The organism is Streptomyces sp. YIM 130001 (assembly GCF_003574445.1).
In the GTDB taxonomy this organism is placed as follows: Bacteria; Actinomycetota; Actinomycetes; order Streptomycetales; family Streptomycetaceae; genus Streptomyces.
Window position 1 is genome coordinate 272,395 of record NZ_KZ984556.1, and the last position, 23,936, is coordinate 296,330.

Sequence of the window (23,936 nt, forward strand, 5' to 3'; positions counted from 1 at the left end):
GCCTCGCGGTGCGTACCTCGCCCGTGAGCGGGGATCAGGAGGCCGCCGTCCAGGTGCGGCGGTCGCGGGCCACTCGGTGGACGTGTGCCACCTGGGCGGGGGTGAGGGCGCCGGTCAGCGGGCCGAGCGCGGAGACCTGCCGCTCCTGGTAGAGGCGGGCGGGCAGCCTGGTGGCCTCCACGGTCAGCTCGGTGACCCCGACGTAGACCACGACGCGCTGCACCTGGAAGGTGAACTCACAGTGCCGCGCGATGACTTCGCGGACCCGTGCGGCGTCGGTGTCGTCCGCGAGGTGGTGCGCCTGCGCGGTGCCGCTGCCGATGCGGACCGTGTCGTCGTCGACGCGTACCGCCTGGCCGGGATGGTGGCGGGTGGCGATGGCGAAGACGCCGCCGGGGCCGACGAGGAGATGGTCGATGTCCTCGGTGCCGGACAGCGGGATGGAGTGCAGGACGTACCAGCCGTGGCGCTTCAGCCGGTGCAGCTCGGAGCCGACGCGCTTCTCGCCCGCGAGGTCGACCCGCCAGGACTTCTCCTGTTCGGAACGCCGCTGCAGCCGTGACCCGAGCCGTTCCGACCGCTCCTGCCGGACCTGGTCGAGCAACGCCCGGATTCGTCCGCCGGGCCGGGCGGTGGCGAGGTCGAACTCGGGCGGGACGGTGGCGGGTTGGGTTGCGGGGCCGGTACCGGCGTCGGGGTGGATGGTCGGGGTGCTGGGGGTGCCCGGACGGGCCTTCGGTGCGCCGGCGCGGCCGCTGTCCGGTTCCGGGGCGGCGGGCGGTGCGGCCGGCTGCTCGACGGGTGCGCGCCGAGCGGGGGCGGGCGGTTCGGTGAGGGTCGTCGGCGAGGTGGGGATACCCGGCGTGGTTCGTCCGGTCGACTCCGCGTGACTCGCCTCGGTACGACCGGACTCCGTACGACCGGACTCCGTACGACCGACCTCCCGGGACACCGGCGCCGGGGAGACGCCGGCGGCGTTGCGGGGCGTGCGGGGTGCCGCGGGTGCCGCCGTCTCCGCGGAGGTGGCCGGAATGGCCCCTGGGGTCGTGGACCCGGGTGCCGTCGCTGTGGCGGGCGCGTCCGGCACCGAAGGGGGCAGGTACGGCATGGGAGGCGGGGCCGGGGACGGCGGCGGAGCCGGGGGCGGGGCCGCCAAGAAGTCCGAAGTCCCTTGCAAGAGATCGGACTTGGTGAGCGGAGACCCCGCAGTGGTGAAGGGGTTCACCCCGTCGTCCGACCTCCCGGACGGCGTGTCCGGCTCGGCGTCGCGCGCCAGCGGGCCACGTCGCTGCGTGGCGGTGGTCCACCAGCGGGAGTCGGGAGCCAGCCGCCCCGCGGTCCGCGTGGGGTCCCCGCCACCGGACCTCTCGCCCCCGGACCGTCCGACGGCGACCGCGGCTCCGCGAACCGCCGATCCCGATCCCGCGCCCGATCCCGCTCCCCGTCCCGACGCGGCCAGGGCCGCCGTCACCGGCGAACCCGTCGTCGCGGCGGGGGCTTCCGCCGGGGCGGCGTCGGGCCGGGACCCGGAGCGTGCTTCGTCCGGCGGGCGCGTGGCGGGTAACTGGTAGTCGGCCAGAGTCTGCTCGAGGGCGTTCAGCGCCGCGTGACCGTATCTGGCGTCGGTGATCGTGATGCGGCCCGTGGGGCGGTCCAGCCAGCCGACCGCGGTGCCGTCCGGCAGACCCACGTACCAGCGGTCATGGCCGAAGCGCTGCCACTGAGTGACCCGGAGCTCGCTCATCGTTCCTCCCACATTGCGTTGCCGATGCCGTTCCGTCCCGCGGTCCCGGTGCGTGCCGCGTCACCGCGCCGCTCGGACGCTCGGACGCTCGGAGCGAACGCACGTACGGGGGCCCGGGCCGCCATCGCAACAGTCCCGCGACGGCGCTCACAAGGGCGCCCGGCGACGGCACGGCTCGCACGGGTCGCCACGCGCAGGGCACGGGGCGCACGCCCGCCGTCCGTCCGCCCACCGTCCGCCCCCTACCGCCGGAAAAACCTCTCCGCGCGCACCGCACATCGCCCCCGTCACCCGCCCCGGGGGCCTCGTCCGCGCCCGTTCCCCGGCCCGGGCCCCTGCCCCTGCGCCCCTCCCGTACGGGCACGGCACACAGCGCCACCGAGGCTCGGGGTACGGTCCGCAGATACGCTCCCACCTGCACTTTCGATGCCCTCCGCCGTACTGTTCGACGCACCGGGACACGTACCTGAGCCCCCTGGGAGACCCACCGCAAGGAGCCCGCATGCCGCTGCCGCCCGCGGACGCACCCCTCGAACCGACACCCCCCGCCGGCCGCGCGCCCGCCCCGACCCCCCACACCGCTCCCTCCGCCGCCTCAGCTCCCTCCGCCCGCAACATCCGCACCGCGGAAGACGTGTTGGCCCTCCTCGACGGCCTCTTCCCGCCCGAGGCCGACCGGTGGACCGAAGGCGCGGCGGGGTGGTGGGACGAGTTCTACGCCGACCGCGACCGGGAGGTCCCGTTCTTCACGGAGAAGCCCGACGAGAACCTCGCCTCTTACCTCGACCGGGGCCTCGTACCGCCGCACGGACGCGCCCTCGATCTCGGCTGCGGCCCGGGCCGCAACGCGCTGCTGCTCGCGGCCCGCGGCTACCAGGTCGACGCCGTGGACCTCTCACCGGCGGCGATCGGCTGGGCCGAGGAGCGTGCGCGGCAGGCGGGCGCCGGCATCCGCTTCGTGTGCGCCGACGCCTTCACCACGGACCGGATCACCGGCCCGTACGACCTGGTCTTCGACTCCGGATGCTTCCACCATCTGCCCCCGCACCGCCGGATCAGCTACCTCGCGTTCCTCGGCCGGCTCCTGGCGCCCGGCGGGCATTTCGGTCTGAGCTGCTTCGCGGCCGGCGGCATGGGTTCGGAGCTGCCGGACGCGGAGTTCTACGACGGCTCGCGCCGGCTGCACGGCGGTCTCGCCTACAGCGCCGACGAGCTGCGCGGCATCTTCGACGCTCTGACGGAGGTCGAGCTGCGGCCGATGCGGGCGGAGCCGGCCGATTCCCCGTACTTCGGCGTCCCGTTCCTGCACGCGGCACTCTTCCGCTCCCGGCCGGCACCGCTCGAGGGCCACCGACCGATCGCGAGACCCCGACCGAACGAGACCCCGAGCGAACGCGAGCCCGGACCGAACGCAAGCCCCCCCGGCCGTTCGAGAGCAGCCCCCCGGCCGATAGGGACCCACTAAAGGATCACATGCGGCAGGAACCGCGCGTACTCGTCCGTGATCAGCCCCGACGACTCCCGAATGCCGAGCCCCGCCGCCGCGTCCTCGACGACCCACGCGCCGAGCACCACACGGTTGCCGTCGAAGTCCGGCAGCGGTGCCAACTTCTGGTAACAGCAAGGGTCTTCACGTAGCACGGGTGCGGCACCGGGCTCGTGCACGGTGACACCGGCGCCCTCGCGGCCGAGCAGCGGCTTCGCCACGTACCCGCCGTGCGCGGCGAGTTCGCGCGGTCCGTCCAGGTAGGCGGGCAGCAGGTTCGGATGGCCCGGGTCGAGTTCCCAGAGGATCGCCAGGAGTGCCTTGTTGGACAGGAGCATCTTCCAGGCGGGTTCGATCCACAGGGTGGTGCCGGTGCCGCCGCCGTTGTCCAGGGTGTCCAGGACCTGCGGGGCGAAGGGGTCGGTGACCAGCCATTCCCACGGGTACAGCTTGAAGCAGCTGCGGATGAAGCGGAGCCTCTCGTCGACGAAACGGCCCGAGATGCGGTCCCAGCCGATGTCCTCCACGGCGATGGCCTCGGTGTCGATGCCCGCCTGCTGGGCGGTCTCGCGCAGGTACGCGACCGTCATCAGGTCCTCACCGATCTCGTCGCCGGTGGAGTGCGCGAAGTACAGCGGACTGCCCGGTGGCAGCAGCGCGGCCTGCTTCTTCCAGGCGTCGACGAGGCGTTCGTGCAGCGAGTTCCACTGGTCGGCGCCCGGGAAGCGGTCCTCCATCCAGAACCACTGCGGGCTCGCGGCTTCCACCAGTGAGGTGGGGGTGTCCGCGTTGTACTCCAGCATCTTGGCCGGACCCGAACCGTCATAGCGGAGGTCGAACCGTCCGTAGACGGAGGGGAGTTCGGGGCGGCGGCGCCAGGCTTCGGCGATCAGAGACGCCAGGCGCGGGTCGGTGATGCCGAGTTCGGCGAAGCGGTCGTGCTCGACGATGTGCGCGGCGGCGGTCAGGCACATGGCGTGCAGTTCCTCGACCACCTCCTCCAGGGCCTCGATCTCGGGCAGCGAGAAGACATAGTGCGCGCTCTCGTCCCAGTAGGGGCGCAGGGAGTCGTCCGGGTACCGGGTCAGCGGGTAGACGCAGCCCTGGTCCTCGACGATGCGCTGCCAGTCGTCGCGGGGCTCGATGGTGCGGCGCTGCACGGGTCAGCCGCCGCTGGAGGACGAGCAGCCGAAGCCGCCGCGGTCCACGGACGCCTTGTCGAAGCTGCCGCCGTCGACGCGGCCGCCCTTGGACTTGCCGCCGTAGTAGTACGAGCCGCTGCCGCCGCTCTCGCACTCGTAGCTCGGCAGCTTCTTCTTGGTCAGCGGGTCCACGCAGCGCTTGTCGGGCTCGGAGCCGCAGGCGGTGAGCGCCGCGGCGAGCACACCCATACCGCCGAGGATCACGGTGCTGGAGCGCAGCCGCCGCGGGGCGGCGCCCTTGCGCCGAGCGGGCCGCCTCTTCTCCGCCGCTGCCGTTGGGCGCGCGTCCGTCGGCTCGCCCGGTTCCGTACCGGCCCGTGTCGCCGTAGTCATGATCCAGCCACTCCCCCGTGGCGCGTCCGTCCTCCGGCCGCGCAGTTCGCATCGTGTTCAGCGTACGTACTCACGCCGAGAGCCCTGCAGAAGGTTCCACGGGCTGCGAACAGGTCATGTTTCAGGCCGACTTGACCGATTGATGTCGGCGCGTATCCGGCCGCGCCGACGGGGCCGACGGGGCCGACGGGAAGGGGATGCCGGGCGGTCCACCGGGTAGACACCTCCCGGTCCTCACGGCCCCGCGCCCGCGGGCGCCCCCGAGACTCACGCGAAGGAGGCCCCGTGACCGACGACGATCCGGACCGGCAGCGACGCCCGCACCCGCCCCCGTCGCTCGAGGACGGTGACCCGCCGCTGCTCCGCACCGAGGGAATCCGTAAGGCGTTTCCCGGTGTACTCGCCCTGGACGGCGTCGACTTCGAGTTGCGGCGCGGCGAGGTCCATGCGCTGCTCGGCGAGAACGGTGCGGGCAAGAGCACCCTGATCAAGGTGCTCTCGGGCGCCCATCGCGCCGACGCCGGACGCATCACGATGGACGGGCGCGAGGTGCGGATCCGGGGGACGGCGGACGCGGAGCGGCTGGGGATCGCGACGGTGCATCAGGAGTTCACGCTGGTACCGGAGTTGAGTGTCGGGGAGAACATGTTCCTCGGGCGGCAGCCGCGACGTTTCGGGATGATCGACCGGGGACGTATGGCGGCTGATGCGGAGGCGCTCCTCGCCCGGGTCGGCCTCGCTCTCGATCCGCACCTGAAGGTCCGTCAACTGGGCGTGGCACAGCGGCAGATGGTGGAGATCGCGAAGGCACTCAGCCTCGACGCACGGATCCTCGTGATGGACGAGCCGACGGCCGTACTCACCTCGCAGGAGGTCACCCGGCTCTTCGCCATCGTGCGGCAACTGCGCGACGAGGGCGTGGCGGTGGCCCTGATCACCCACCATCTCGAGGAGATCGCCGAGGTCGGGGACAGGGTGACGGTGCTGCGGGACGGCCGCAGCGTGGGCCGGTTGCCTGCCTCCGCGTCCGAGGACGAGCTGGTGCGGCTGATGGTCGGACGGAGTATCGAGCAGCAGTACCCGCGACGGCGCGGTCCGGCCGGGCCTGCCCTCCTGAAGGTGGCGGGACTGACCCGTGACGGGGTGTTCCACGATGTGAGTTTCGAGGTGCGGGCGGGTGAAGTCGTGGGCCTGGCGGGCCTGGTGGGCGCGGGGCGCACGGAGGTCGCACGGGCCGTGTTCGGCGCGGACGCCTACGACGCCGGGACGGTGGAGGTGCACGGCAGCCCGCTGCCGCCGCGTGACGTGCCGGCGGCGCTCGGTGCGGGCCTCGGCCTCGTACCGGAGGACCGCAAGGGTCAGGGTCTGGTGCCGGACGCCTCCGTGCAGGACAACCTCTCGCTGGTCACGCTGCGTTCCGCGACGCGGGCCGGTTTCGTGGACGTTCGCAGGCAGCGGACGGCGGCCGAGGGGGTGGCGCGGCAGCTGGGCGTACGGATGGCGGGGCTCGGCCAGCCGGTGCGGACGCTGTCGGGCGGCAATCAGCAGAAGGTCGCGATCGGCAAGTGGCTGCTCGCCGAGGCGCAGGTGCTGATTCTCGACGAGCCGACGCGGGGCATCGACGTGGGCGCCAAGGTCGAGATCTACGGCCTGATCAACGAGTTGACGGAGGCGGGCCGCGCGGTCCTGATGATCTCCAGCGATCTGCCCGAGGTGCTCGGCATGAGCGACCGGGTGCTGGTGATGGCCGAGGGCCGAGTCGCGGGCGAACTGCCTGCCGAGGAGGCAACCCAGGACGCGGTGATGTCCCTCGCCGTCGCCGCGCGCCCGGCCCCGACCGACACGCCACCGGCCGCCCCGCCCGGGGAGGCCGCTTCACCGCCCACGGAACCCGACGAGGCCGCGCCACCGCCCACCGCCCGCCACGAGGAGGAGGAAGAGCCCCGTGACCACTGACAGCAGCACCCACCCGCAGAAGAAGGCGGCCGGGGCGGGCAGCGCCTTCGACTTCCGGCGCCTCCTTCTCGACAACGGCGCGCTCAGCGCCCTGGTCGTCCTGCTCCTCGCCCTGTCCCTGCTCTCGGACGACTTCCTGACCACCCAGAATCTCCTCAACGTCGGTGTGCAGGCGGCCGTCACCGCGATCCTGGCCTTCGGTGTCACCTTCGTCATCGTGTCGGCCGGCATCGATCTCTCGGTCGGTTCGGTGGCCGCGCTGTCGGCGACCGTGCTCGCCTGGACGGCGACCACCGAGGGCGTCCCGGTGTGGATCGCCGTCCTGCTCGCCCTCGCCACCGGCCTGGCCTGCGGTTTCGTGAGCGGCGCGCTCATCTCGTACGGGAAGCTCCCGCCGTTCATCGCGACGCTCGCCATGCTGTCCGTGGGACGCGGTCTGTCCCTGGTGATCTCCGACGGCACTCCGATCGCGTTCCCGGACTCGGTGGCGCGGCTCGGGGACACCATCGGCGGGTGGCTGCCGGTCCCGGTCCTGGTGATGGCGGTCGCGGGTCTGGTGACGGCCCTGGTGCTCGGACGCACGTACCTGGGGCGGTCGATGTACGCGATCGGCGGCAACGAGGAGGCGGCACGCCTGTCCGGGCTGCGGGTGCGGCGGCAGAAGCTGGTGATCTACGCACTGTCGGGCCTGTTCGCCGCGGTCGCCGGCATCGTGCTCGCCTCCCGTCTCGCCTCGGCGCAGCCGCAGGCGGCCCAGGGGTACGAACTCGACGCGATCGCCGCCGTGGTGATCGGCGGGGCGAGCCTGGCGGGCGGGGTCGGCAAAGCCTCCGGGACGCTGGTGGGTGCGCTGATCCTGGCCGTCCTGCGCAACGGTCTCAATCTGCTGTCGGTGTCCTCGTTCTGGCAGCAGGTGGTGATCGGGGCGGTGATCGCACTGGCGGTCCTGTTCGACACGCTGCGGCGCCGGGCCGACGGTGGGACCGGTGCGGCAGGTGCCGGAGCGCCCGGCTCCGGGCGGCGCGGGGCGCTGCGTCTGGGCTTGGTCGCGGTGTGTGTGGCGGCGGTGCTCGGCGCGATGACGCTGTTCAACTCGGGTTCGTCGGGCGGCGGTACGACGAAGGTGGGCATGTCGCTGTCCACGTTGGGCAATGCGTTCTTCGTCGAGATGAGGGCGGGCGCCGAGGCGGAGGCCAAGTCGCTGGGCGTCGATCTGACGGTCACGGACGCCCAGGACGACGCCTCGGTTCAGGCCGACCAGTTGCAGAATTTCAGCGGTGAAGGCATGGACGCGATCGTCGTGAACCCGGTCGACTCCGATGCGGTGGCCCCCGGCGTACGGGCCGCGAAGAAGGCGGAGGTCCCGGTGATCGCCGCCGACCGGGCGGTGACCGGCACCACCACGGACTCGCTCGTCGCCTCGGACAACGTCGAGGGCGGCAGGCTCGCCGCCAAGGCTCTGGCCGAACACCTCGACGGCAAGGGCGAGATCGTGACGCTGCAGGGCGTGGCCGGTACGTCGGCGAGCCGCGAGCGGGGCAAGGGCTTCGCCGAGGGGATCAAGGCGTATCCGGGCATCGAGGTGGTCAGCAAGCAGCCCGCCGAGTTCGACCGGACCAAGGGCCTGGACGTGATGACGAACCTGATGCAGTCCCATCCGGACGTCGACGGTGTGTTCGCGGAGAACGACGAGATGGCGCTCGGCGCGGCGAAGGCGCTGGGCGACCGGGCCGGCAAGTCCGTGGCCGTGGTCGGATTCGACGGCACGCCGGACGGGATCAAGGCCGTGAAGGCGGGCACGCTGTATGCCTCGGTGGCACAACTGCCCGAGCAGCTCGGCCGGATCGCGGTACGCAACGCCGTCCGGGCCGCCGACGACAAGGACGTGAAGAACATGATCAAGGTGCCGGTGAAGGTGGCCACCCGGGAGAACGCGGGCGATTTCTCGTGACGGCGACGGACCTGTCCGGGGCCGACGACTCGCGTGCGTACGACTTGGTGGTGGTGGGCTCGGCCAACGCCGATCTGGTGGTGGAGGTCGAGCGACGGCCCGGCGCCGGCGAGACGGTGCTCGGCAGCGACCTGGTGGTCCTCCCGGGCGGCAAGGGCGCGAACCAGTCCTGTGCGGCAGGCCGGCTCGGGGCGCGGACGGCACTGCTCGCGCGGGTGGGCGACGACGCGTACGGGCGGTTGCTGCTCGACTCGCAGCGGGCTGCCGGGGTGGACACCTCGGGTGTGCTGGTCGGCGGGGCACCCACCGGGGTCGCGCTGATCACGGTGGACCCGTCGGGCGACAACAGCATCGTGGTGGCCCCGGGAGCGAACGCCCGCCTCACCCCTGCGGATGTCCGTGCGGCGGGCCGGCTCCTCGCGTCGGCCCGGGTGGTGTCCGTACAGCTGGAGATTCCGCTGGAGACGGTCGGCGAGGTGGTCCGCGCACTGCCCGCGGGCACCCGCCTCGTGCTGAATCCGTCGCCGCCCGCTCCCCTGCCGCCGGAGGTGCTCGCGGCCTGCGACCCCCTGGTCGTCAACGAGCACGAGGCCCGGTACGTCCTCGGGGACGGGGCGGGCGGCAAGCCGGAGGAGTGGGCACCGGCGCTGCTCGCGCTCGGCCCGCGCTCGGTCGTCGTCACGCTGGGCGAGCGGGGTGCGCTGGTCGCCGAAGGCTCGGTGGCGCCGGTCCACGTGCCGAGCCCCCAGGTCGACGCGGTCGACACCACCGGCGCGGGCGACGCCTTCACCGCGGCGCTCGCCTGTCGCCTCGCCCGGGCCGACGCCCTCCCACAAGCGGCGGCCTACGCGACCCGGGTCGCCGCAGCCACAGTCGTCCGCAGGGGCGCCCAGGCGTCCTACCCGACAGCGGCGGAGATCACTGCCCCATGACCAGCCGCGCCACGCAACTCCACCACACCCACCTACAAGCCCGCCCGGTGCTCCCTCGGCAGGCCGACCGCCCGACGCGCCTCCGTCCGGCCCGCCCGACGCCCACCCGCCAAGCCCACCCCGGCGCTCCCTCGACAAGCCCGCCCGACGCGCCTCCGTCCGGCCCGCTCAGCGCTCACTCGACGAGCCCGCCCGGCGCTGCCTTGGGCCCGTCCGGCGCTTGAGGACAAAGAAAAAGCCAGTCCGGCGCTTGGGGACAAGGCGCCCAGCGCCGGGCTGGCAGAACACTCCGGTCCGCCCCAAGGACACCGCGCGGGCCCGGGCCGACCGTCAGCGCACCCCGTCCGGCCCGAGGACACAGCGCCAAGGCTGGAACACGCCCCCCGACCGGCCCGAGGTCAGAGCTTGTCCATCCCCGTATACGGCGTAGGGATCCGGGCCTGGCGAGCGCCGAAGTCGACCAGCATGGCCACGCCCTCCTCGACCCCGATGATCCTGCCCAGGCCGTGACGGTCGTGCGAGACGCGGTCCCCCAGCGCGAACTCCTTCACCACAGGAAGCGCGGGGGCTTTGAAGGGACTGGTGGCCAGATGGCGCCGGGGCGCGGATCGCTTTGTCATTGCCGTCAGTATGCGCCACGGTTGCGCTGCGCGGGAGCCGTCCGCCGTGAAGTGGACGCGCCTGCGCCGGTCACCCCGGTGTTCAGGCCGATGCCCGCTTGCGCGGCGCCGCCTTCTTGGCCGTCTTCTTGGCGGTCGAGGTGGACTTCGCGGCCTTGGCCCCCTGCGACCTGCCGGCCGCCGACTTGGACGAGGTGGACTTGGCGCCGGAGGACCTGGCGGTGGAGGCCTTGGCCCCGGAGGCCGCGGCCGACGACGTGGACGCCTTGGCCGACTTCGACGTGGACGCCTTGGAGCCGCTGCCGGAGGCCGACGACGTGGACTTCGCGGTCTTCTTCGCCGCCGTCTTCCGGGGCGCACCGGACGTCGACTTCTTGCCACCGACCTGTTTGGGGGCGGCCGGCGCGGACTTGCGGGCGGCCGTCTTCTTGCGCCCCGCGAGCTGTGTCACCTCGGCGGTCTCACCGGAGTCGGCGGCATCACCGGACGCCTCCGCGTCGCCGCCTTCGCCGCGGGCCTCCTGCGCGGCGCGCACGCTGCTCTCCAGGGCCGCCATGAGGTCGATCACCTTGCCGCCGGAGTCCCGCCTCTCGGCGGCGGGGGCCGGTTCGACGCCGTCGGTCTTGGCGGCCAGCATGTCCTCGACCGCCTCGCGGTAGTCGTCGTGCAGGGTCGAGATGTCGACCTCGCCGAGGGTGTCCATCAGCGCGTCGGCGAGATCGAGTTCGGCGTCGCGGACGCTGACGTGCTCGTCGGGCGCGGCGGACTCGGGCGCGCGGATCTCGTCGGGCCAGAGCAGCCCGTGCATGGCGATGGTGTCGTCGACGACGCGGAGCATGCCGAGCCGCTCGCGCCCGCGCAGCGCGAACTTGGCGATGGCCACCTTCTTGCTCCGCTTGAGGGCCTCCCGCAGCAAGGTGTACGGCTTGGCGGCCGGCACGCCGTTCGCCGCCAGGTAGTAGGCGGTGCTCATCTGGAGCGGGTCGATGCTGTTCTCCGGGACGAAGGAGACGATGTCGATCGTCCTGGCCGTCGGGATGGGCAGCGCCGCCAGGTCCTCGTCGGTGATCGGGAGGATCGAGCCGTCCGCGTCCTCGTAGCCCTTGCCGATCTCGGCGGACGGGACCTCCTTCTCCTCCAGCTCGCAGACCTTGCGGTACCGGATGCGGCCGCCGTCGGCGGTGTGGATCTGGCGGAAGGAGATCGAGTGGTTCTCGGTGGCGTTGACCAGCTTGATCGGGATGCTGACCAGACCGAACGAGATCGCGCCGTTCCATATCGATCGCACGTGTTACCCCTTTGCGGAGGCTGCCGCTCCGGTGCCCCGGGGCCGGATCGCGCCCTGTCTCGTTTGCGGTGGAATCGTGGTGGAATTTCTTCTTTGCGTGGGATTCTCATCGTATGACGCCCATCACAGAGGTGGAGGGGCGACGGATCGCGCTCTCGAACCTGGACAAGGTGCTCTATCCCGCGAGCGGCTTCACCAAGGGCGAGGTGCTGCACTACTACGCGGTCGCCGCCGGCTCGCTGCTCAGCCACCTGTACAACCGGCCCGTCTCGTTCCTGCGCTTCCCCGACGGGCCCGACGGCCAGCGGTTCTTCGCCAAGAACGTGCCTCCGGGCACCCCGTCCTGGGTCCGTACCGCCGAGGTTCCGCGGCGGCACGGATCCAGGACGGGGGGCCCGCTGCGCCAGGTGCTCGTGCAGGACATGGCGAGCCTGATGTGGTCGGCCAATCTGGTGACGGAGTACCACACGCCGCAGTGGCAGACCGACCGTCCGGGCGTCGCCGACCGGCTGGTGCTCGACCTCGATCCGGGGCCTCCGGCCACCGTCGTGGAGTGCTGCCGGGTCGCGCTCTGGCTGCGCGAGCGCCTGGCCGCCGACGCACTGCGGGCGTACGCGAAGACCTCCGGGTCCAAGGGCCTGCACCTGCTGGTCCCGCTCGAGCCGACCCCGTCCGAGAAGGTGTCGGCGTACGCGAAGGAGCTCGCCGTGGAGGCGGAGCGCGAGCTCGCCGGTCTCGCCCTGCACCGGATGACCCGCAGCCTGCGCCCCGGCAAGGTCTTCGTCGACCACAGCCAGAACGCCGCCGCCAAGACCACCGCCACCCCGTACACCCTGCGGGCCCGTCCGGAGCCGACCGTCTCGGCGCCGGTGACCTGGGACGAGGTGGAGTCCTGCACGGCGCCGTCCGAGCTGTCCTTCCTGGCGGGCGACATGGGGGCCCGGCTCGCCCGGCACGGCGATCTGCTCGCCCCGCTGCTCAACCCGAACCGGGCGGGCCGGCTGCCGTGAGACCCGGGGGCGGCCCCGCGCGGAACTGCGGGGAGCGGCGTCCGGGAGGACCCTTGGTACATGCCCGTGAAACCGTCGCCCGCCGTGGTCCTGAGGCCGCCCGTCCCGGTGATGCGGCCGCGCGCGGTGCCGAGCGTGCCGGGGCCCGGGGGGCTGCCCGGCGGGGCGCAGTACTCGATCAAGCTGGACGGGTTCCGTGCGGTCGCCTTCCGTCTGGAGTCGCGGGTGGTGCTGCAGTCGCGCTCGGGGCGCGATCTGGCTCCGGAGTTCCCCGAGGTCACGGCGGCGCTCACCGAGCAGCTCACGCCGGGTGCGGTACTCGACGGGGAACTGTGCGCCTACCGGGACGGACGGCTCGCCTTCCAAGAACTGCTGCGTTCCCCGGCGGCGCGGGACCGCGACGGGGTGCCGGTGTACTTCATCGCCTTCGACGCACTCGCCACCCCCGGCCGCGACCTGCGCTCACTGCCGCTGCGCGAGCGCTGGGACCGGCTCGACGAGCTGCTGCCGCCGGGCGTTCCCGGCGCCCAGCGGGTCCTCGCCACCACCGCGTACGAGACGGCCCTGACCTGGTACCGGGACATGCGGACGGTCGGTGTGGAGGGCGTGGTGGCGAAGGCTCTGGACTCGCCGTACTCGACGGCGGCGGCCTGGGCGTGGCAGAAGGTGCGGCACAGCGACACCCGGGAGGCGGCGGTCGTCGGGTTCACCGGCACAGCCGTGCGGGCCCGCGCGCTGGTACTCGTCCTGCCCGGTGACGACGCACCGGTGCTCTCGAGTCCGCTCACTCCGCCGGTGCGGGCGCGCGCCCAGCGGGTGCTGCCGCCGCCTGACGGCCGGGGCGTGATCACGGCGGTGGGGCTCGGCGACGTCCCGTACCTGACCGTGCCGTCGGGTGTCTTCGTGGAGGTGCGGCGGCTGGCGACACGACACGCGACGGTGTCGGTGGTGCGGTTCCGCGAGCCCGACTGAGGCACCGTCACCGCCCGCACGCCGGACGGCCCGTGCACACCGGGCCCGCGCCCGACGTGGTGGTTGGGAGGCAGGGCGGGACAGCCTTGCTACTTTGCCCGGTATGACCGGAACGATGGTGGATGTCGCGGACCGCCCCGAGACCCCCGTCCCGGCGGTCCGCGTCCCTCATCGCCGCGGCACCGAACTCGCCCTGCTCGTCCTCGCGGTGCTCATCTGCCTCCTCGGCTACGTCTATCTGGGGCTGGCCCGGGACGGCGCCGTTCCGCCCGACGCCCTCGGTTACGGCGGCGGGCTCGGCGCCCTGGCCCTCGTCGCCCATCTGGCCGTACGGCTGCGGGCCCCCTGCGCCGATCCCCTGCTGCTGCCCATCGCGGTGCTGCTCAACGGGCTCGGCCTGGTCCTCATCCACCGCCTCGACCTGGAGACACCGGGGCAGGAGGCGGCGCTCGCCCAACTGGTGTGGTCCACGGCGGGGGTGGGCCTGTTCATCGTGACGGTCTTCTTCCTGCGCGACCACCGGACCCTGCAGCGGTACGCCTACGTCTCGGTCGTCGCGGCCCTGCTGCTGCTCGCCGCGCCGGTCGCCTTCCCCGCGGTGAACGGTGCGCGGATCTGGGTGCGGATCGGCGGACTCTCGCTGCAGCCAGCCGAGTTCTCGAAGGTGCTGCTCGCCGTGTTCTTCGCCGCCTATCTCGCGGCGAACCGGAGCGCGCTCACGTACGCGGGACGCCGGCTGTGGCGGCTGCGGCTGCCGACCGCGCGGGTGCTGGGGCCGGTCGTCACGATCTGGCTGCTCAGCGTCGGCTGCCTGGCCCTCGAGCGGGATCTCGGCACCTCGATGCTGTTCTTCGGGCTCTTCGTGATCCTGCTGTACGTCGCGACCGGGCGGGCCGGGTGGATCGCCGCGGGGCTGCTGCTCGCCGCGGCCGGGGCGTGGGTGGTCGGCTCGTTCGAGCCGCATGTGGCCGGCCGGGTCTCCGACTGGCTGCACCCCCTGGCCTCCGTCGAGGCGGGCCTCGGGCCGAACCAACTCACCCAGTCCCTCTACGCGTTCGCCTCCGGCGGGCTGCTCGGCACGGGCCTCGGGCTCGGCCACTCGACGCTCATCGGCTTCGCCGCGAAGTCGGACTTCGTCCTCGCCACGGCCGGTGAGGAGCTGGGCCTGACCGGCCTGAGCGCGATCTTCCTGCTCTACGCACTGCTCGTGGCGCGCGGCTACCGGGTGGCGCTCGGCCTGCGCGACCCGTTCGGACGGCTGCTCGCCGTGGGGCTCGCCGCGATCGTGGCCTTGCAGGTGTTCGTGATCGCGGGCGGGGTGACGGGGCTCATCCCGCTGACCGGTATGCCGATGCCGTTCCTCGCGCAGGGCGGCTCGTCGGTGGTGAGCAACTGGCTGATCGTGGCGCTCCTGATCCGCCTCAGCGACTCCGCGCGCGACCGCGGGCCCGGCACCGACCTGGAGGAAGCGGCATGACCAGCGGCGACAGCGGCGACACCGGCGACACGAAGACGCTCGAGGCCGGCAGCATCCCGCGCGGCGGCGGCGACATGACCCGGCACATCCGGCAGGCCGCCGCGCTCTGCCTCCTCCTGGTCCTGCTCGTGCTGCTCAACGCGACCCGGATCCAGGTCTTCGAGTCCCGCGGCTACGACGAGGACCCGGCCAACCGGCGCGGTGTCATCGCCCGCTACGACCAGCCCCGGGGCGACATCCTGGCCGGCGGCCGGCCGGTGACCGGCTCGAAGGACACCGGCGAGCAACTGCGCTACGAACGCACGTACCGCAACGGCCCGTTGTACGCCCCGGTCACCGGCTACGCCTCCCAGTCGTACGGCACGAGTCTGCTCGAGCGGACCGGGGACGGGCTGCTCGCCGGGACCGATCCGATGCTCCAGCCGCTGCCCCTGTGGAACGACTTCACCCGCTCCCGCGAGCCGGGCGGCGCCGTGCACACCACCATCTCCCCCGCGGTCCAGCAGGCCGCCTTCGCCTCGCTCGGCGCCAAGCGCGGTGCGGTCGCCGCGATCGAGCCGTCCACCGGTCGCATCCTGGCCCTCGTCTCCACCCCGTCCTACGACCCGGCCCTGCTCTCCGGGAACGGCCCCGAGGTGAAGCAGAACTGGAAGCACCTGACCACCGCACCGGGCAAGCCGATGCTCAACCGGGCCATCCGGCAGACGTATCCGCCCGGCTCCGCCTTCAAGGTGGTCACCGCGGCGGCCGCTCTCGACAAGGGCACGATCGGCGACGTGGACGCCCGCACCAAGTCGCCCGATCCGTACACCCTGCCCGGCACCACGACCAAGCTGTCCAACCCGGTGGACGGCTGCGAGGACGCCTCGCTGCGCTACGCGTTCGTCTGGTCCTGCAACACGGTGTTCGCCCGGCTCGGTGTCGAGGTGGGCCAGAAGGCGGTGGCCGACACGGCGAAGCGGTTCGGCTTCAACGACTCCGGGCTGCGGATCCCCGCCGCGGTATCCCGCAGCACCTTCGACACCTCGATGGACGACGCGCAGCTCGCCCTGTCGTCGATCGGCCAGTACGACACCCGTGCGACCCCGCTGCAGATGGCGATGGTGGCCTCGGCCGTCGCGAACAGCGGTGACCTGAAGACGCCGCATCTGGTGGACCGTACGACCGACGAGGACGGCGATCCGCTCACCGTGGAGAGCGGCATGTCGTTGCGGCAGACGTTCAATCCGCGGACCGCCGGCGTGCTGCGGGAGTTGATGGTGGAGGCGGTCGAGAAGGGAACGGGCGGCCAGGCGGCGATCCCGGGCGCCACGGTCGGCGGCAAGACCGGCACCGCCCAGCACGGACTGGGCAACGCCGGTGTGCCGTATGCCTGGTTCATCTCCTGGGCCCAGGCGAAGGACGCCTCGCAGCCGGCCGTCGCCCTCGCGGTGGTCGTCGAGGAGGCGGCCCTCGACCGTGACGACATCAGCGGCGGCGGCAGCGCGGCCCCGGTCGCCCGCGCGGTGATGCAGGCAGCGCTGCGCGAAGCACCCGGTGAGGGCGCGCCCTGATCCGCCTCAGGCCGTGCCGAACCACCTCGGTGACCACGGGACGGCTCGGGTCAGCGCGGGCCGGCGGGCCGCGTCAGTTCGACGCCGGTGTCCTCGGCCTGCTGCGGGCCGTCGGCCTCGGGGGCCCGCGCACCGGACGGGGCGTCACCGGCGCGTTCGCGCAGCACGGTGAGGGCGATGACCGCGCTGGTGGCGGTGATGAGGGCGCAGGCGATGCCGATGCTGTTGAGCCCGCTGGAATAGGCGGACCTGGCGGCGGTGAGCAGGGCCTCGCCGGCCTGGGCGGGCAGGTCTCGGGCAACGGCGACGGCGCTCTCCATGCCGGCGCCGGCCGAGCGGGCGGCGCTGTCCGCGGTGCCGGCCGGGGCGTCGAACGAGCTCCGGTACACGCCGGCACCGAGGCTGCCGAGGGTGGCGACGCCGAGTGCGTTGCCGAGGTCGCCGCTGATGGAGGACAGGGCCGCCGCGGCCCCTCCGCGCTCGGGCGGCACGGAGCCGACCACCAGGCCGGTGCCGAGCGAGCCGAAGGTGCCGACACCGACGAAGATGATCACGAATCCGGTCATCAGGAGCGGCATCCCGCCGACCGGGTCGACCAGAGCCAGCAGCAGATAGCCGACGGTTCCCACGATCAGCGCGGACCCCACGACGGTGCCGGTGGACAAGCGCCGGGCGAGAACCGGCGCCACCTGCGCCGCGAGGATCGAGGCGACGGCCGCGGGCACCATCAGCAGGCCCGCCTCCATCGGCGAGTACCCCTCGACCATCTGCAGGAAGCCGGTGATGAAGAGGTAGCCGCCGCCGGTGCCGAGCATCGACACCATGAGGATCAGGAGCGCCGCCGTGAACGCGCCGACGCGGAACAACTTCAGGTCGAGGAGCGGGTGTTCGAGCCTGCCCTGGCGTTTCACGAACACCGTGCCGACGGCCGGACCGACGAACACCGCGACGAGCGGCAGCAGGTCGAACCCGCCTCGGGCGAGCTCCTTCAGGCCGTAGATGACCGACAGGACCGACACCAGCGAGAGCAGCACGCTGAACAGGTCGATCCGGCCGGCGTCCGGGTCCTTGTACTCGGGGAGCAGCCGCGGGGCCGCGATCAGCAGCACCGCCATGACGGGCACCCCGAGCAGGAAGACCGAGCCCCACCAGAAGTGTTCGAGGAAGATGCCTCCGACGACCGGGCCGAGCGCCGTGCCGCCCATGAAGCAGCTGGCCCACACCGCGATGGCGCGGCCGCGCTGATTCGGGTCGCGGAACATGTTGCCGATCAGGGCCAGGGTCGACGGCATCAGCGTCGCGGCAGCGATGCCGAGCAGGGCCCGGGACAGGATCAGGGTCTGCGCGCTGGTCGAGCAGGCGGCCGCGACAGAGGTGGCGCCGACGGCCGCCGCGCCGATCATCAGCAGTTTGCGGCGCCCGATGCGGTCGCCGAGGGTGCCCATGGTGATGAGGAAGCCGGCGATCAGGAAGCCGTAGATGTCCATGATCCACAGCGTCTGGGTCCCGGTCGGGCCCAGGTCCTCGGCAAGGTGCGGCAGCGCCAGGTAGAGCACGCTCTGGTCGAGGGAGATGAGCAGGGTGGGCAGGGCGAGTACGGCGAGTCCGAGCCATTCCCGGGGGCCGGCCTTCGGCCCCGCGGCTTCGGCGGCGTTGGGCGACAAGGGGTTCCTCCACGATGCGAGTGCGGGGGCAGTGCCGGTGCACTGCGTTCGGGATCCGGTGCCGTGGCGCCCTGATCCCTCGTGCCGAGCACACTGCGGCGTGGCTCTCGCCTCGTCCTGGGCCGTCAGTTGGCCGGGGGGGGGGACGGGCGGACATCGGCGGCGGCTGCTGCTGCGCAGACTCAGACGAAGAAGCTGTCGTGGCGGACGAAGAACTCCGCGCGCTCCGCTTCGCTGAGCCCGGCGAGTTCGGTGACGCCTTCGAAGTACTCCTCGCGCGGGGCTCCGGGCGCGAAGAGCATCAGCATCGAGGCGCTCTCACCGGACTCGTTGCGGAAGGCGTGCAGTCCCCCGACCGGCACGTACAGGTAGTCGCCGGAGGTGGCCGTGATCCAGCGGCGGCCGTCGAAGAGCCGCATGGCGCCGGACAGGATGAAGAAGGACTCCGACATCGCCTTGTGGAAATGGGTGCTCGGCCCGCCGAACTGGGGCCCCATGTCCACCCGGTACAGGCCGTACTCGCCGCCGGTGGAGTCGGTGGTGGACAGATAGTGGTACGCGGTGCCCGCGTCGGCGACGGTCTCCAGACCGGCCGTGGACTCCCCGCCGGAGGGCGGCTTCGCGACGAAGTCGGGCGCTGCGGTCGCGGGCCGGAAACTCGCGTTGATCTCGCCGTGGTCGCTGAAGTAGCGCGGGTCCGGATAGGACATGAAGACTCCTCGGGCATCGGTGCGTCATACGGGTCGGGCTGACCTGGCTGACCTGGCTGACCTGGCTGACCTGGCTGATCTGGCTGATCACGAACAGCCTGCGAGGGCACCGCCACCTCAACCAGGCCCGTGGTCTGCGTACTCACGCGGTGAGCACCCTCGGCCGGCGGCCGTCGGGCCCGATTGACACCCCCTGACCTGGTGCGTAGCTTCCGCGGATGGACCGACACAGCGAGTTGCGCGGGTTTCTCCGGTCGCGCCGAGCCCGGCTGCGCCCGGAGGACGTCGGTCTCCCGCTCTTCGACGAACGGCGCCGGGTCCCCGGACTGCGCCGCGAGGAACTCGCCCGGCTCGCGGGCGTCAGCATCAGCCACTACACCCGCCTCGAGCAGGGACAGCACACCCACGTCTCCGCCTCGGTCCTCGACTCCGTGGCCTCGGCCCTGCGGCTGCACGGGGAGGAGCACGAGTACCTGCACAACCTCGTCAAGGCCCCGCGCCCCACCCCCGGCCCCACGCCCGCACGGACCCTGCGGAACCTGCGGTACCTGGTGGACTCCGTCACCGGCGTCCCCGCCTACGTCACCGGCCGCTACGGCGACGCGCTCGCGTGGAACCGGATGACCGCACTGACCTTCTTCGACTTCGACGCGGTGCCACCCGCGCAGCGCACCTGGACGCACGCGATCTTCCTCGACTCGCTGCTGCGGACCAGGCTGACCGACGCCGGGCAGTGGGACCAGGCCGCGCGCTGCCAGGCCGGCTATCTGCGGCTGTGCTGGAGCCGCTTCCCGAACGACCCGGACATCGCCGCCGCCATCACCGAACTCCTGCGTATCAGCGACGACTTCCGGCGGCTGTGGGACGAGCACCTGATCCACAACTGGCCGCACAAGCAGGTGCGGATCCGCCACGAACTGGGCGGCACCCTGGAGTTGGAGCTCGAGGTCCTGCGGCCGGACGGCGCGCCCGACCTGGCCGTCGCCAGCTTCGCTGCGGCCCCCCACTCACCGGCCGAAGCCGGCCTGGCCAGGATCGCCGGCGCCCATCGCACCGCCGTCAGCCCGTAGCGGACGTCGCGCCCTTCTCGACCGTCGCGTCCTCCTCGACCGCGGTATCCCGCTCGATCGCCGCTCCTTGTCCGATGGCCTCGGCGACCTCTGCGACGCGTTCGGCCTCCTCGGTGGCGAAGCGTTCCTCGTCGAGCTTCTCGGCGATCTCCTCGTCCTGGGCCATCAGTTGGTCGAGGTTGGAGTTGCCCATCTCGAACACGCCCATGTCGACGTAGGCCTCCTGCAGGCGCTTGCCCCACAGGCCGATGTCGCGGACGCAGGGCACGATGCGGCTGAACAGCAATTGCCGGAAGAGCTGCAGGTATTCGGAGTTCTCGCTGTACTCCTCCGCCTCGGCCTTCGGGATGCCGAAGTTCTCCAGGACCTCGACGCCGCGCAGCCGGTCGCGCATCAGGTAGCAGCCCTCGATGACGAAGTCCTCGCGCTCGCGGCGTTCGGCGTCGCTGAGCTGCTTGTAGTAGTCACGCAGGGCCATCCGTCCGAAGGCCACGTGCCGGGCCTCGTCCTGCATGATGTACGCCAGGATCTGCTTGGGCAGGGGCTTGTCGGTGGTGTCCCTGATCATGCCGAAGGCGGCGAGTGCGAGGCCTTCGATCAGTACCTGCATGCCGAGGTAGGGCATGTCCCAGCGGGAGTCGCGCAGGGTGTCGCCGAGCAGCGCCTGCAGATTGTCGTTGATCGGGTAGAGCATGCCGAGCTTCTCGTGCAGGAAGCGGCCGTAGATCTCGGCGTGCCGGGCCTCGTCCATCGTCTGCGTCGCCGAGTACAGCTTGGCGTCCAGGTCGGGCACCGATTCGACGATCCGTGCGGCGCACACCATGGCGCCCTGCTCGCCGTGCAGGAACTGGCTGAACTGCCAGGACGCGTAATGCTTGCGCAGTTCACCCCTGTCCTTCTCGGTCATCTTCGCCCAGTGGCGGGTGCCGTAGAGGGTGAGGGCCTCGTCGGGGGTGCCGAGCGGGTTCTCGGGGTCGACCTCGAGGTCCCAGTCGATGCGCTTGGCGCCGTCCCACTGCTTGTCCTTGCCCTTCTGGTAGAGGGCGAGGAGTCGTTCCCGTCCTTCGTCGTACTCCCAGCTGAAGCGGGCCGCGCCGGTGGCGGGCACCTGCCAGACGGTGCTGCCGGGCTGTGTGGTGTAGAGCTCGCTGGTGGACACGTGAAGTCTCCTTCGGCTCGGGGGCGTTGCCTGCCGGTACCGGCCCTTCTGCAGATTCACACGCTGCTGTACGGGCGGTCAACAAGTCCCGCGCGAGGGATTGACGCTCCTGCTGACAGGCAGTCTCATAAGATGTGACCTTCGGTAACTCGTGCCACGAGCACGCCAGTTGCAGCCTCGGGCGAGAACGCTGACGACGGGACGGAACCTGGATGACGACCACCGCGGAAGGCGGCGCGCCCGACGGCGTACGCGACGCGCTCGGCCTGCTCAAGGACCGTGAGCAGGTGGCCGAGCGACTGCTCGAAGCGTCCGCCAGGCACTCCTTCGACCCGGACCGCGAGCTCGACTGGGACGCTCCGGCGGAGACCGGAAAGTGGTTCTGGCCACCGGAGTTGGTCTCCCTCTACGGCACCCCCATGTGGCACCGGATGTCCGAGGAGCAGCGCCACGACCTCGCCCGGCACGAGGCGGCCTCGCTCGCCTCGCTCGGCATCTGGTTCGAGATCATCCTGATGCAGCTGCTCGTACGGCACATCTACGACAAGTCCGTGACCAGCTCGCACGTGCGGTACGCGCTGACCGAGATCGCGGACGAGTGCCGGCACTCGATGATGTTCGCCCGGATGATCAAGAAGGCCGGGGCGCCGCCGTACCGGGTGACGCGCCTGCACCACCATCTCGCGCGGGTGCTCAAGACCGTGTCGACCACGCCCGGATCCTTCGCCTGCACCCTGCTCGGCGAGGAGATCCTGGACTGGATGCAGCGGCTGACCTTCCCCGACGAGCGGGTGCAGCCGCTGGTGCGCGGGGTGACGCGGATCCATGTCGTCGAGGAGGCCCGCCATGTGCGGTACGCCCGCGAGGAGTTGCGGCGCCAGATGGTCGGCGCGCCGCGCTGGCAGCGGGAGTTGACCCGGATCAGCAGCGGAGAGGCGGCCCGCGTCTTCTCTCTCGCCTTCATCAACCCCGACGTCTACACGAATGTCGGCCTCGACCGCCGCGCCGCGCTCGCCCAGGTCAAGGCCAGCGCCCACCGCCGCGAGGTGATGCAGACCGGCGCCCGCCGCCTGACCGACTTCCTGGACGATGTGGGCGTACTGCAGGGTGCCGGGCGGCGGCTGTGGCGCAAGTCGGGGCTGCTGGCGTAGCAGCCTGCCCCAGGAGGGGGCAGCGGCTCGGGAGAGGCGGCGTCACGCGGGGCGGGGTCGTACGTCTCGAGGGCAACGGTCCGCCTGTGCCCACACCCGGTTCAGGGCACTGAAAGCATCCTGAAACCGCGCTGAATGCGACCCGCCGCAAGCTCTGCGGCATGCCGACGACATCGCACACAACGGCCGTCTCCGCGTGGGCCTGTGCAAGGCGTACGGCGCCGAGGTCGTACTCGACGGCATCGATCTGCAGATCCCGGCCGGCTCCGTCTTCGCCCTGCTCGGACCGAACGGCGCCGGCAAGACCACCACCGTGCAGATCCTCTCCACCCTCATCACCACCGACGGCGGCCAGGCACAGGTCGCGGGCCACGACCTCGACTCACCTGCGGCCCCCGCAGTCATGTGCACGACCGGAAGGCTCCGGTCCGGGCCGCTTCGTCGGGACTGCGGATACGCTGCGGGGCATGTCCCCCGCCACCACCCCCGCGTACCGACGGCTGAGCGTCGAGGCCAGACGGGTCCAGCTGCTCGACGCGGCGCTCGGGCTCTTCGCGCACCGCGTTCCCGAGGACGTCTCGGTGGACGACGTGGCGGAGGCGGCCGGCGTCTCCCGGCCGCTCGTGTACCGCTACTTCCCCGGCGGCAAGCAGCAGTTGTACGAGGCAGCCCTCGGCACCGCCGCGGACGCGCTGCGCGCGTGCTTCGACGAGCCACCGGCCGGACCGCTCACCGAACGCCTCGGCCGTGCCCTCGCCCGCTATCTGACGTTCGTCGACGAGCACGCCACCGGCTTCAGCGCGCTGCTGCAGGGCAGCGGGGTGGCGGCGACCTCGCGGACCGGCGCGATCGTGGATTCGGTGCGGCTATCCGCCGCCGAGCAGATCCTCTCCCACCTGGAGGTCGAGGCACCGGGCCCGCGGCTGCGGATGATGGTCCGGGTGTGGATCGCGGCGGTCGAGGCGGGCTCCCTGATCTGGCTCGACGAGGGCAAGGAACTTCCCACCGACGAACTGTGCGGAATGCTGCTCGACCACTTCATCGCCCTGACGGTCGCCACCGCGGCCACGGACCCGCAGACCGCGGAAGTCCTGGAGAACGCCCTCGGCCTCGAACGCCCGGAGGGCCCGGCGGGAGCGCTGGTGCGACGGGTACTGCCGGTGCTGGGCGGCGCAGGGCATCTGCTGTAGCACGGGCCCGCACGGCCGCAGCGGCCGTCCACCCGCACCCGCGGACCTGTCGCACCGCCCCGGACCTGTGACACTGACCGGGTGAAGAGCGAGAACACCCCCTTCGTCGGCGGCCCCCTGGACGGCCGTGTCCTGCCGATCCTGCTCGGCCCGACCGGACACCCGCCCAAGGTCTACGAGGTGCCCGTCCCCGACCACGACGGCGGCCCGCCCACCGTGCTCGTCTACCGCCGCGTCCCCGCCGGATACAGCAGACGCCTCGGTCTCCAGCAGGGCTGGAAGTACGAGTACGACCCGTCGGGCCGCCGCGGCCGCAACCTGAAGTGGCCCTGGTCCAAGCCGACGCCGCGGCCCGATGGCGAGGGCGGCGAGCCCGGTGCCACGGACGGTATGCGCGACACCGGTGACGGCGACCGTCCGGGTCACCAGAACTGACGGGTTGTCAATCGCGCCGCACGGCACCGCCCG

The 23,936-nt window shown here is 72.1% G+C and carries 19 protein-coding genes and 2 pseudogenes; 13 read left to right on the plus strand and 8 right to left on the minus strand.

The window, feature by feature from the left end; genetic code table 11:
* Positions 1–34: 34 nt before the first annotated feature.
* Positions 35–1,744 (minus strand): nuclease-related domain-containing protein, encoded by a 1,710-nt coding sequence (locus tag DSC45_RS36925; RefSeq protein ID WP_119292290.1) that lies wholly within the window; start codon positions 1,742–1,744, stop codon positions 35–37.
* A gap of 616 nt (positions 1,745–2,360) precedes the next feature.
* Here DSC45_RS36925 and DSC45_RS18455 point away from each other — a divergent pair.
* Positions 2,361–3,068, plus strand: a pseudogene (locus DSC45_RS18455) (class I SAM-dependent methyltransferase); the annotation flags it as partial.
* Between the two features lie 137 nt (positions 3,069–3,205).
* Here the strand turns inward: DSC45_RS18455 and DSC45_RS18460 are convergent.
* Positions 3,206–4,390, minus strand: a complete 1,185-nt coding sequence (locus DSC45_RS18460; RefSeq protein ID WP_119292294.1) for a glutathionylspermidine synthase family protein — start codon at positions 4,388–4,390, stop codon at positions 3,206–3,208.
* Between the two features lie 3 nt (positions 4,391–4,393).
* Positions 4,394–4,621, minus strand: a complete 228-nt coding sequence (locus tag DSC45_RS18465) for a hypothetical protein (RefSeq protein WP_119292371.1) — start codon at positions 4,619–4,621, stop codon at positions 4,394–4,396.
* Between the two features lie 501 nt (positions 4,622–5,122).
* Here DSC45_RS18465 and DSC45_RS18470 point away from each other — a divergent pair.
* From DSC45_RS18470 to DSC45_RS18480, 3 genes are read left to right on the plus strand one after another with little or no spacing between them, the layout of a single operon-like run.
* Positions 5,123–6,721, plus strand: a complete 1,599-nt coding sequence (locus tag DSC45_RS18470) for a sugar ABC transporter ATP-binding protein (RefSeq protein ID WP_119292373.1) — start codon at positions 5,123–5,125, stop codon at positions 6,719–6,721.
* Positions 6,711–8,672: an ABC transporter permease/substrate-binding protein gene (locus tag DSC45_RS18475; protein ID WP_119292296.1), complete on the plus strand. Its 1,962-nt coding sequence runs from the start codon at positions 6,711–6,713 to the stop codon at positions 8,670–8,672. Before DSC45_RS18470 ends, DSC45_RS18475 begins: the two co-directional genes overlap by 11 nt.
* Positions 8,669–9,604, plus strand: a complete 936-nt coding sequence (locus DSC45_RS18480) for a ribokinase (protein ID WP_240434710.1) — start codon at positions 8,669–8,671, stop codon at positions 9,602–9,604. Before DSC45_RS18475 ends, DSC45_RS18480 begins: the two co-directional genes overlap by 4 nt.
* Positions 9,605–10,002: 398 nt before the next feature.
* On the opposite strand, the gene DSC45_RS18485 is transcribed toward DSC45_RS18480, so the two are convergent.
* Positions 10,003–10,224 carry a hypothetical protein gene (locus DSC45_RS18485; RefSeq protein ID WP_119292297.1) on the minus strand — a complete coding sequence of 74 codons (222 nt, stop codon included), beginning with the start codon at positions 10,222–10,224 and terminating at the stop codon, positions 10,003–10,005.
* An 82-nt stretch (positions 10,225–10,306) separates the two neighbouring features.
* Positions 10,307–11,512, minus strand: a complete 1,206-nt coding sequence (locus tag DSC45_RS18490; RefSeq protein WP_119292299.1) for a non-homologous end joining protein Ku — start codon at positions 11,510–11,512, stop codon at positions 10,307–10,309.
* A 113-nt stretch (positions 11,513–11,625) separates the two neighbouring features.
* On the opposite strand from DSC45_RS18490, the gene ligD reads away from it, so the two are divergent.
* The 4 genes from ligD to DSC45_RS18510 all read left to right on the plus strand — a co-directional run bounded on the left by ligD (position 11,626) and on the right by DSC45_RS18510 (position 16,524).
* On the plus strand, positions 11,626–12,522 hold the full coding sequence (gene ligD, locus DSC45_RS18495) for a non-homologous end-joining DNA ligase (protein WP_119292301.1): 897 nt from the start codon (positions 11,626–11,628) through the stop codon (positions 12,520–12,522).
* Between the two features lie 60 nt (positions 12,523–12,582).
* Positions 12,583–13,494, plus strand: a complete 912-nt coding sequence (locus DSC45_RS18500) for an ATP-dependent DNA ligase (RefSeq protein WP_240434711.1) — start codon at positions 12,583–12,585, stop codon at positions 13,492–13,494.
* A gap of 103 nt (positions 13,495–13,597) precedes the next feature.
* Positions 13,598–14,971: an FtsW/RodA/SpoVE family cell cycle protein gene (locus DSC45_RS18505; protein WP_119292304.1), complete on the plus strand. Its 1,374-nt coding sequence runs from the start codon at positions 13,598–13,600 to the stop codon at positions 14,969–14,971.
* A gap of 74 nt (positions 14,972–15,045) precedes the next feature.
* Entirely contained in the window at positions 15,046–16,524 is a 1,479-nt protein-coding gene (locus DSC45_RS18510) for a peptidoglycan D,D-transpeptidase FtsI family protein (protein WP_119292377.1), read from the plus strand.
* A gap of 50 nt (positions 16,525–16,574) precedes the next feature.
* Here the strand turns inward: DSC45_RS18510 and DSC45_RS18515 are convergent, their stop codons facing one another.
* Positions 16,575–18,188: an MFS transporter gene (locus tag DSC45_RS18515; protein WP_119292306.1), complete on the minus strand. Its 1,614-nt coding sequence runs from the start codon at positions 18,186–18,188 to the stop codon at positions 16,575–16,577.
* A 182-nt stretch (positions 18,189–18,370) separates the two neighbouring features.
* Positions 18,371–18,898 (minus strand): cupin domain-containing protein, encoded by a 528-nt coding sequence (locus tag DSC45_RS18520; RefSeq protein WP_119292308.1) that lies wholly within the window; start codon positions 18,896–18,898, stop codon positions 18,371–18,373.
* Between the two features lie 218 nt (positions 18,899–19,116).
* Here DSC45_RS18520 and DSC45_RS18525 point away from each other — a divergent pair, with 218 nt between their 5' ends.
* Positions 19,117–19,968: a helix-turn-helix transcriptional regulator gene (locus DSC45_RS18525; protein WP_119292310.1), complete on the plus strand. Its 852-nt coding sequence runs from the start codon at positions 19,117–19,119 to the stop codon at positions 19,966–19,968.
* On the opposite strand, the gene DSC45_RS18530 is transcribed toward DSC45_RS18525, so the two are convergent.
* Positions 19,958–21,127 (minus strand): ferritin-like domain-containing protein, encoded by a 1,170-nt coding sequence (locus DSC45_RS18530; protein WP_119292311.1) that lies wholly within the window; start codon positions 21,125–21,127, stop codon positions 19,958–19,960. The genes DSC45_RS18525 and DSC45_RS18530 overlap by 11 nt on opposite strands.
* A 212-nt stretch (positions 21,128–21,339) precedes the next feature.
* Here DSC45_RS18530 and DSC45_RS18535 point away from each other — a divergent pair, with 212 nt between their 5' ends.
* The 4 genes and pseudogenes from DSC45_RS18535 to DSC45_RS18550 all read left to right on the plus strand — a co-directional run bounded on the left by DSC45_RS18535 (position 21,340) and on the right by DSC45_RS18550 (position 23,903).
* A complete protein-coding gene (locus DSC45_RS18535) occupies positions 21,340–22,278 on the plus strand; it encodes an AurF N-oxygenase family protein (protein WP_119292313.1) in 939 nt (312 codons plus the stop codon).
* Between the two features lie 161 nt (positions 22,279–22,439).
* Positions 22,440–22,657 (plus strand): annotated as a pseudogene (locus DSC45_RS18540) (ATP-binding cassette domain-containing protein); the annotation flags it as partial.
* 88 nt (positions 22,658–22,745) lie between these two features.
* Positions 22,746–23,468: a TetR/AcrR family transcriptional regulator gene (locus tag DSC45_RS18545; RefSeq protein WP_119292315.1), complete on the plus strand. Its 723-nt coding sequence runs from the start codon at positions 22,746–22,748 to the stop codon at positions 23,466–23,468.
* A gap of 81 nt (positions 23,469–23,549) precedes the next feature.
* Complete coding sequence (locus DSC45_RS18550) at positions 23,550–23,903, plus strand: hypothetical protein (protein ID WP_119292317.1); 354 nt, start codon at positions 23,550–23,552, stop codon at positions 23,901–23,903.
* Positions 23,904–23,936: the final 33 nt, after the last annotated feature.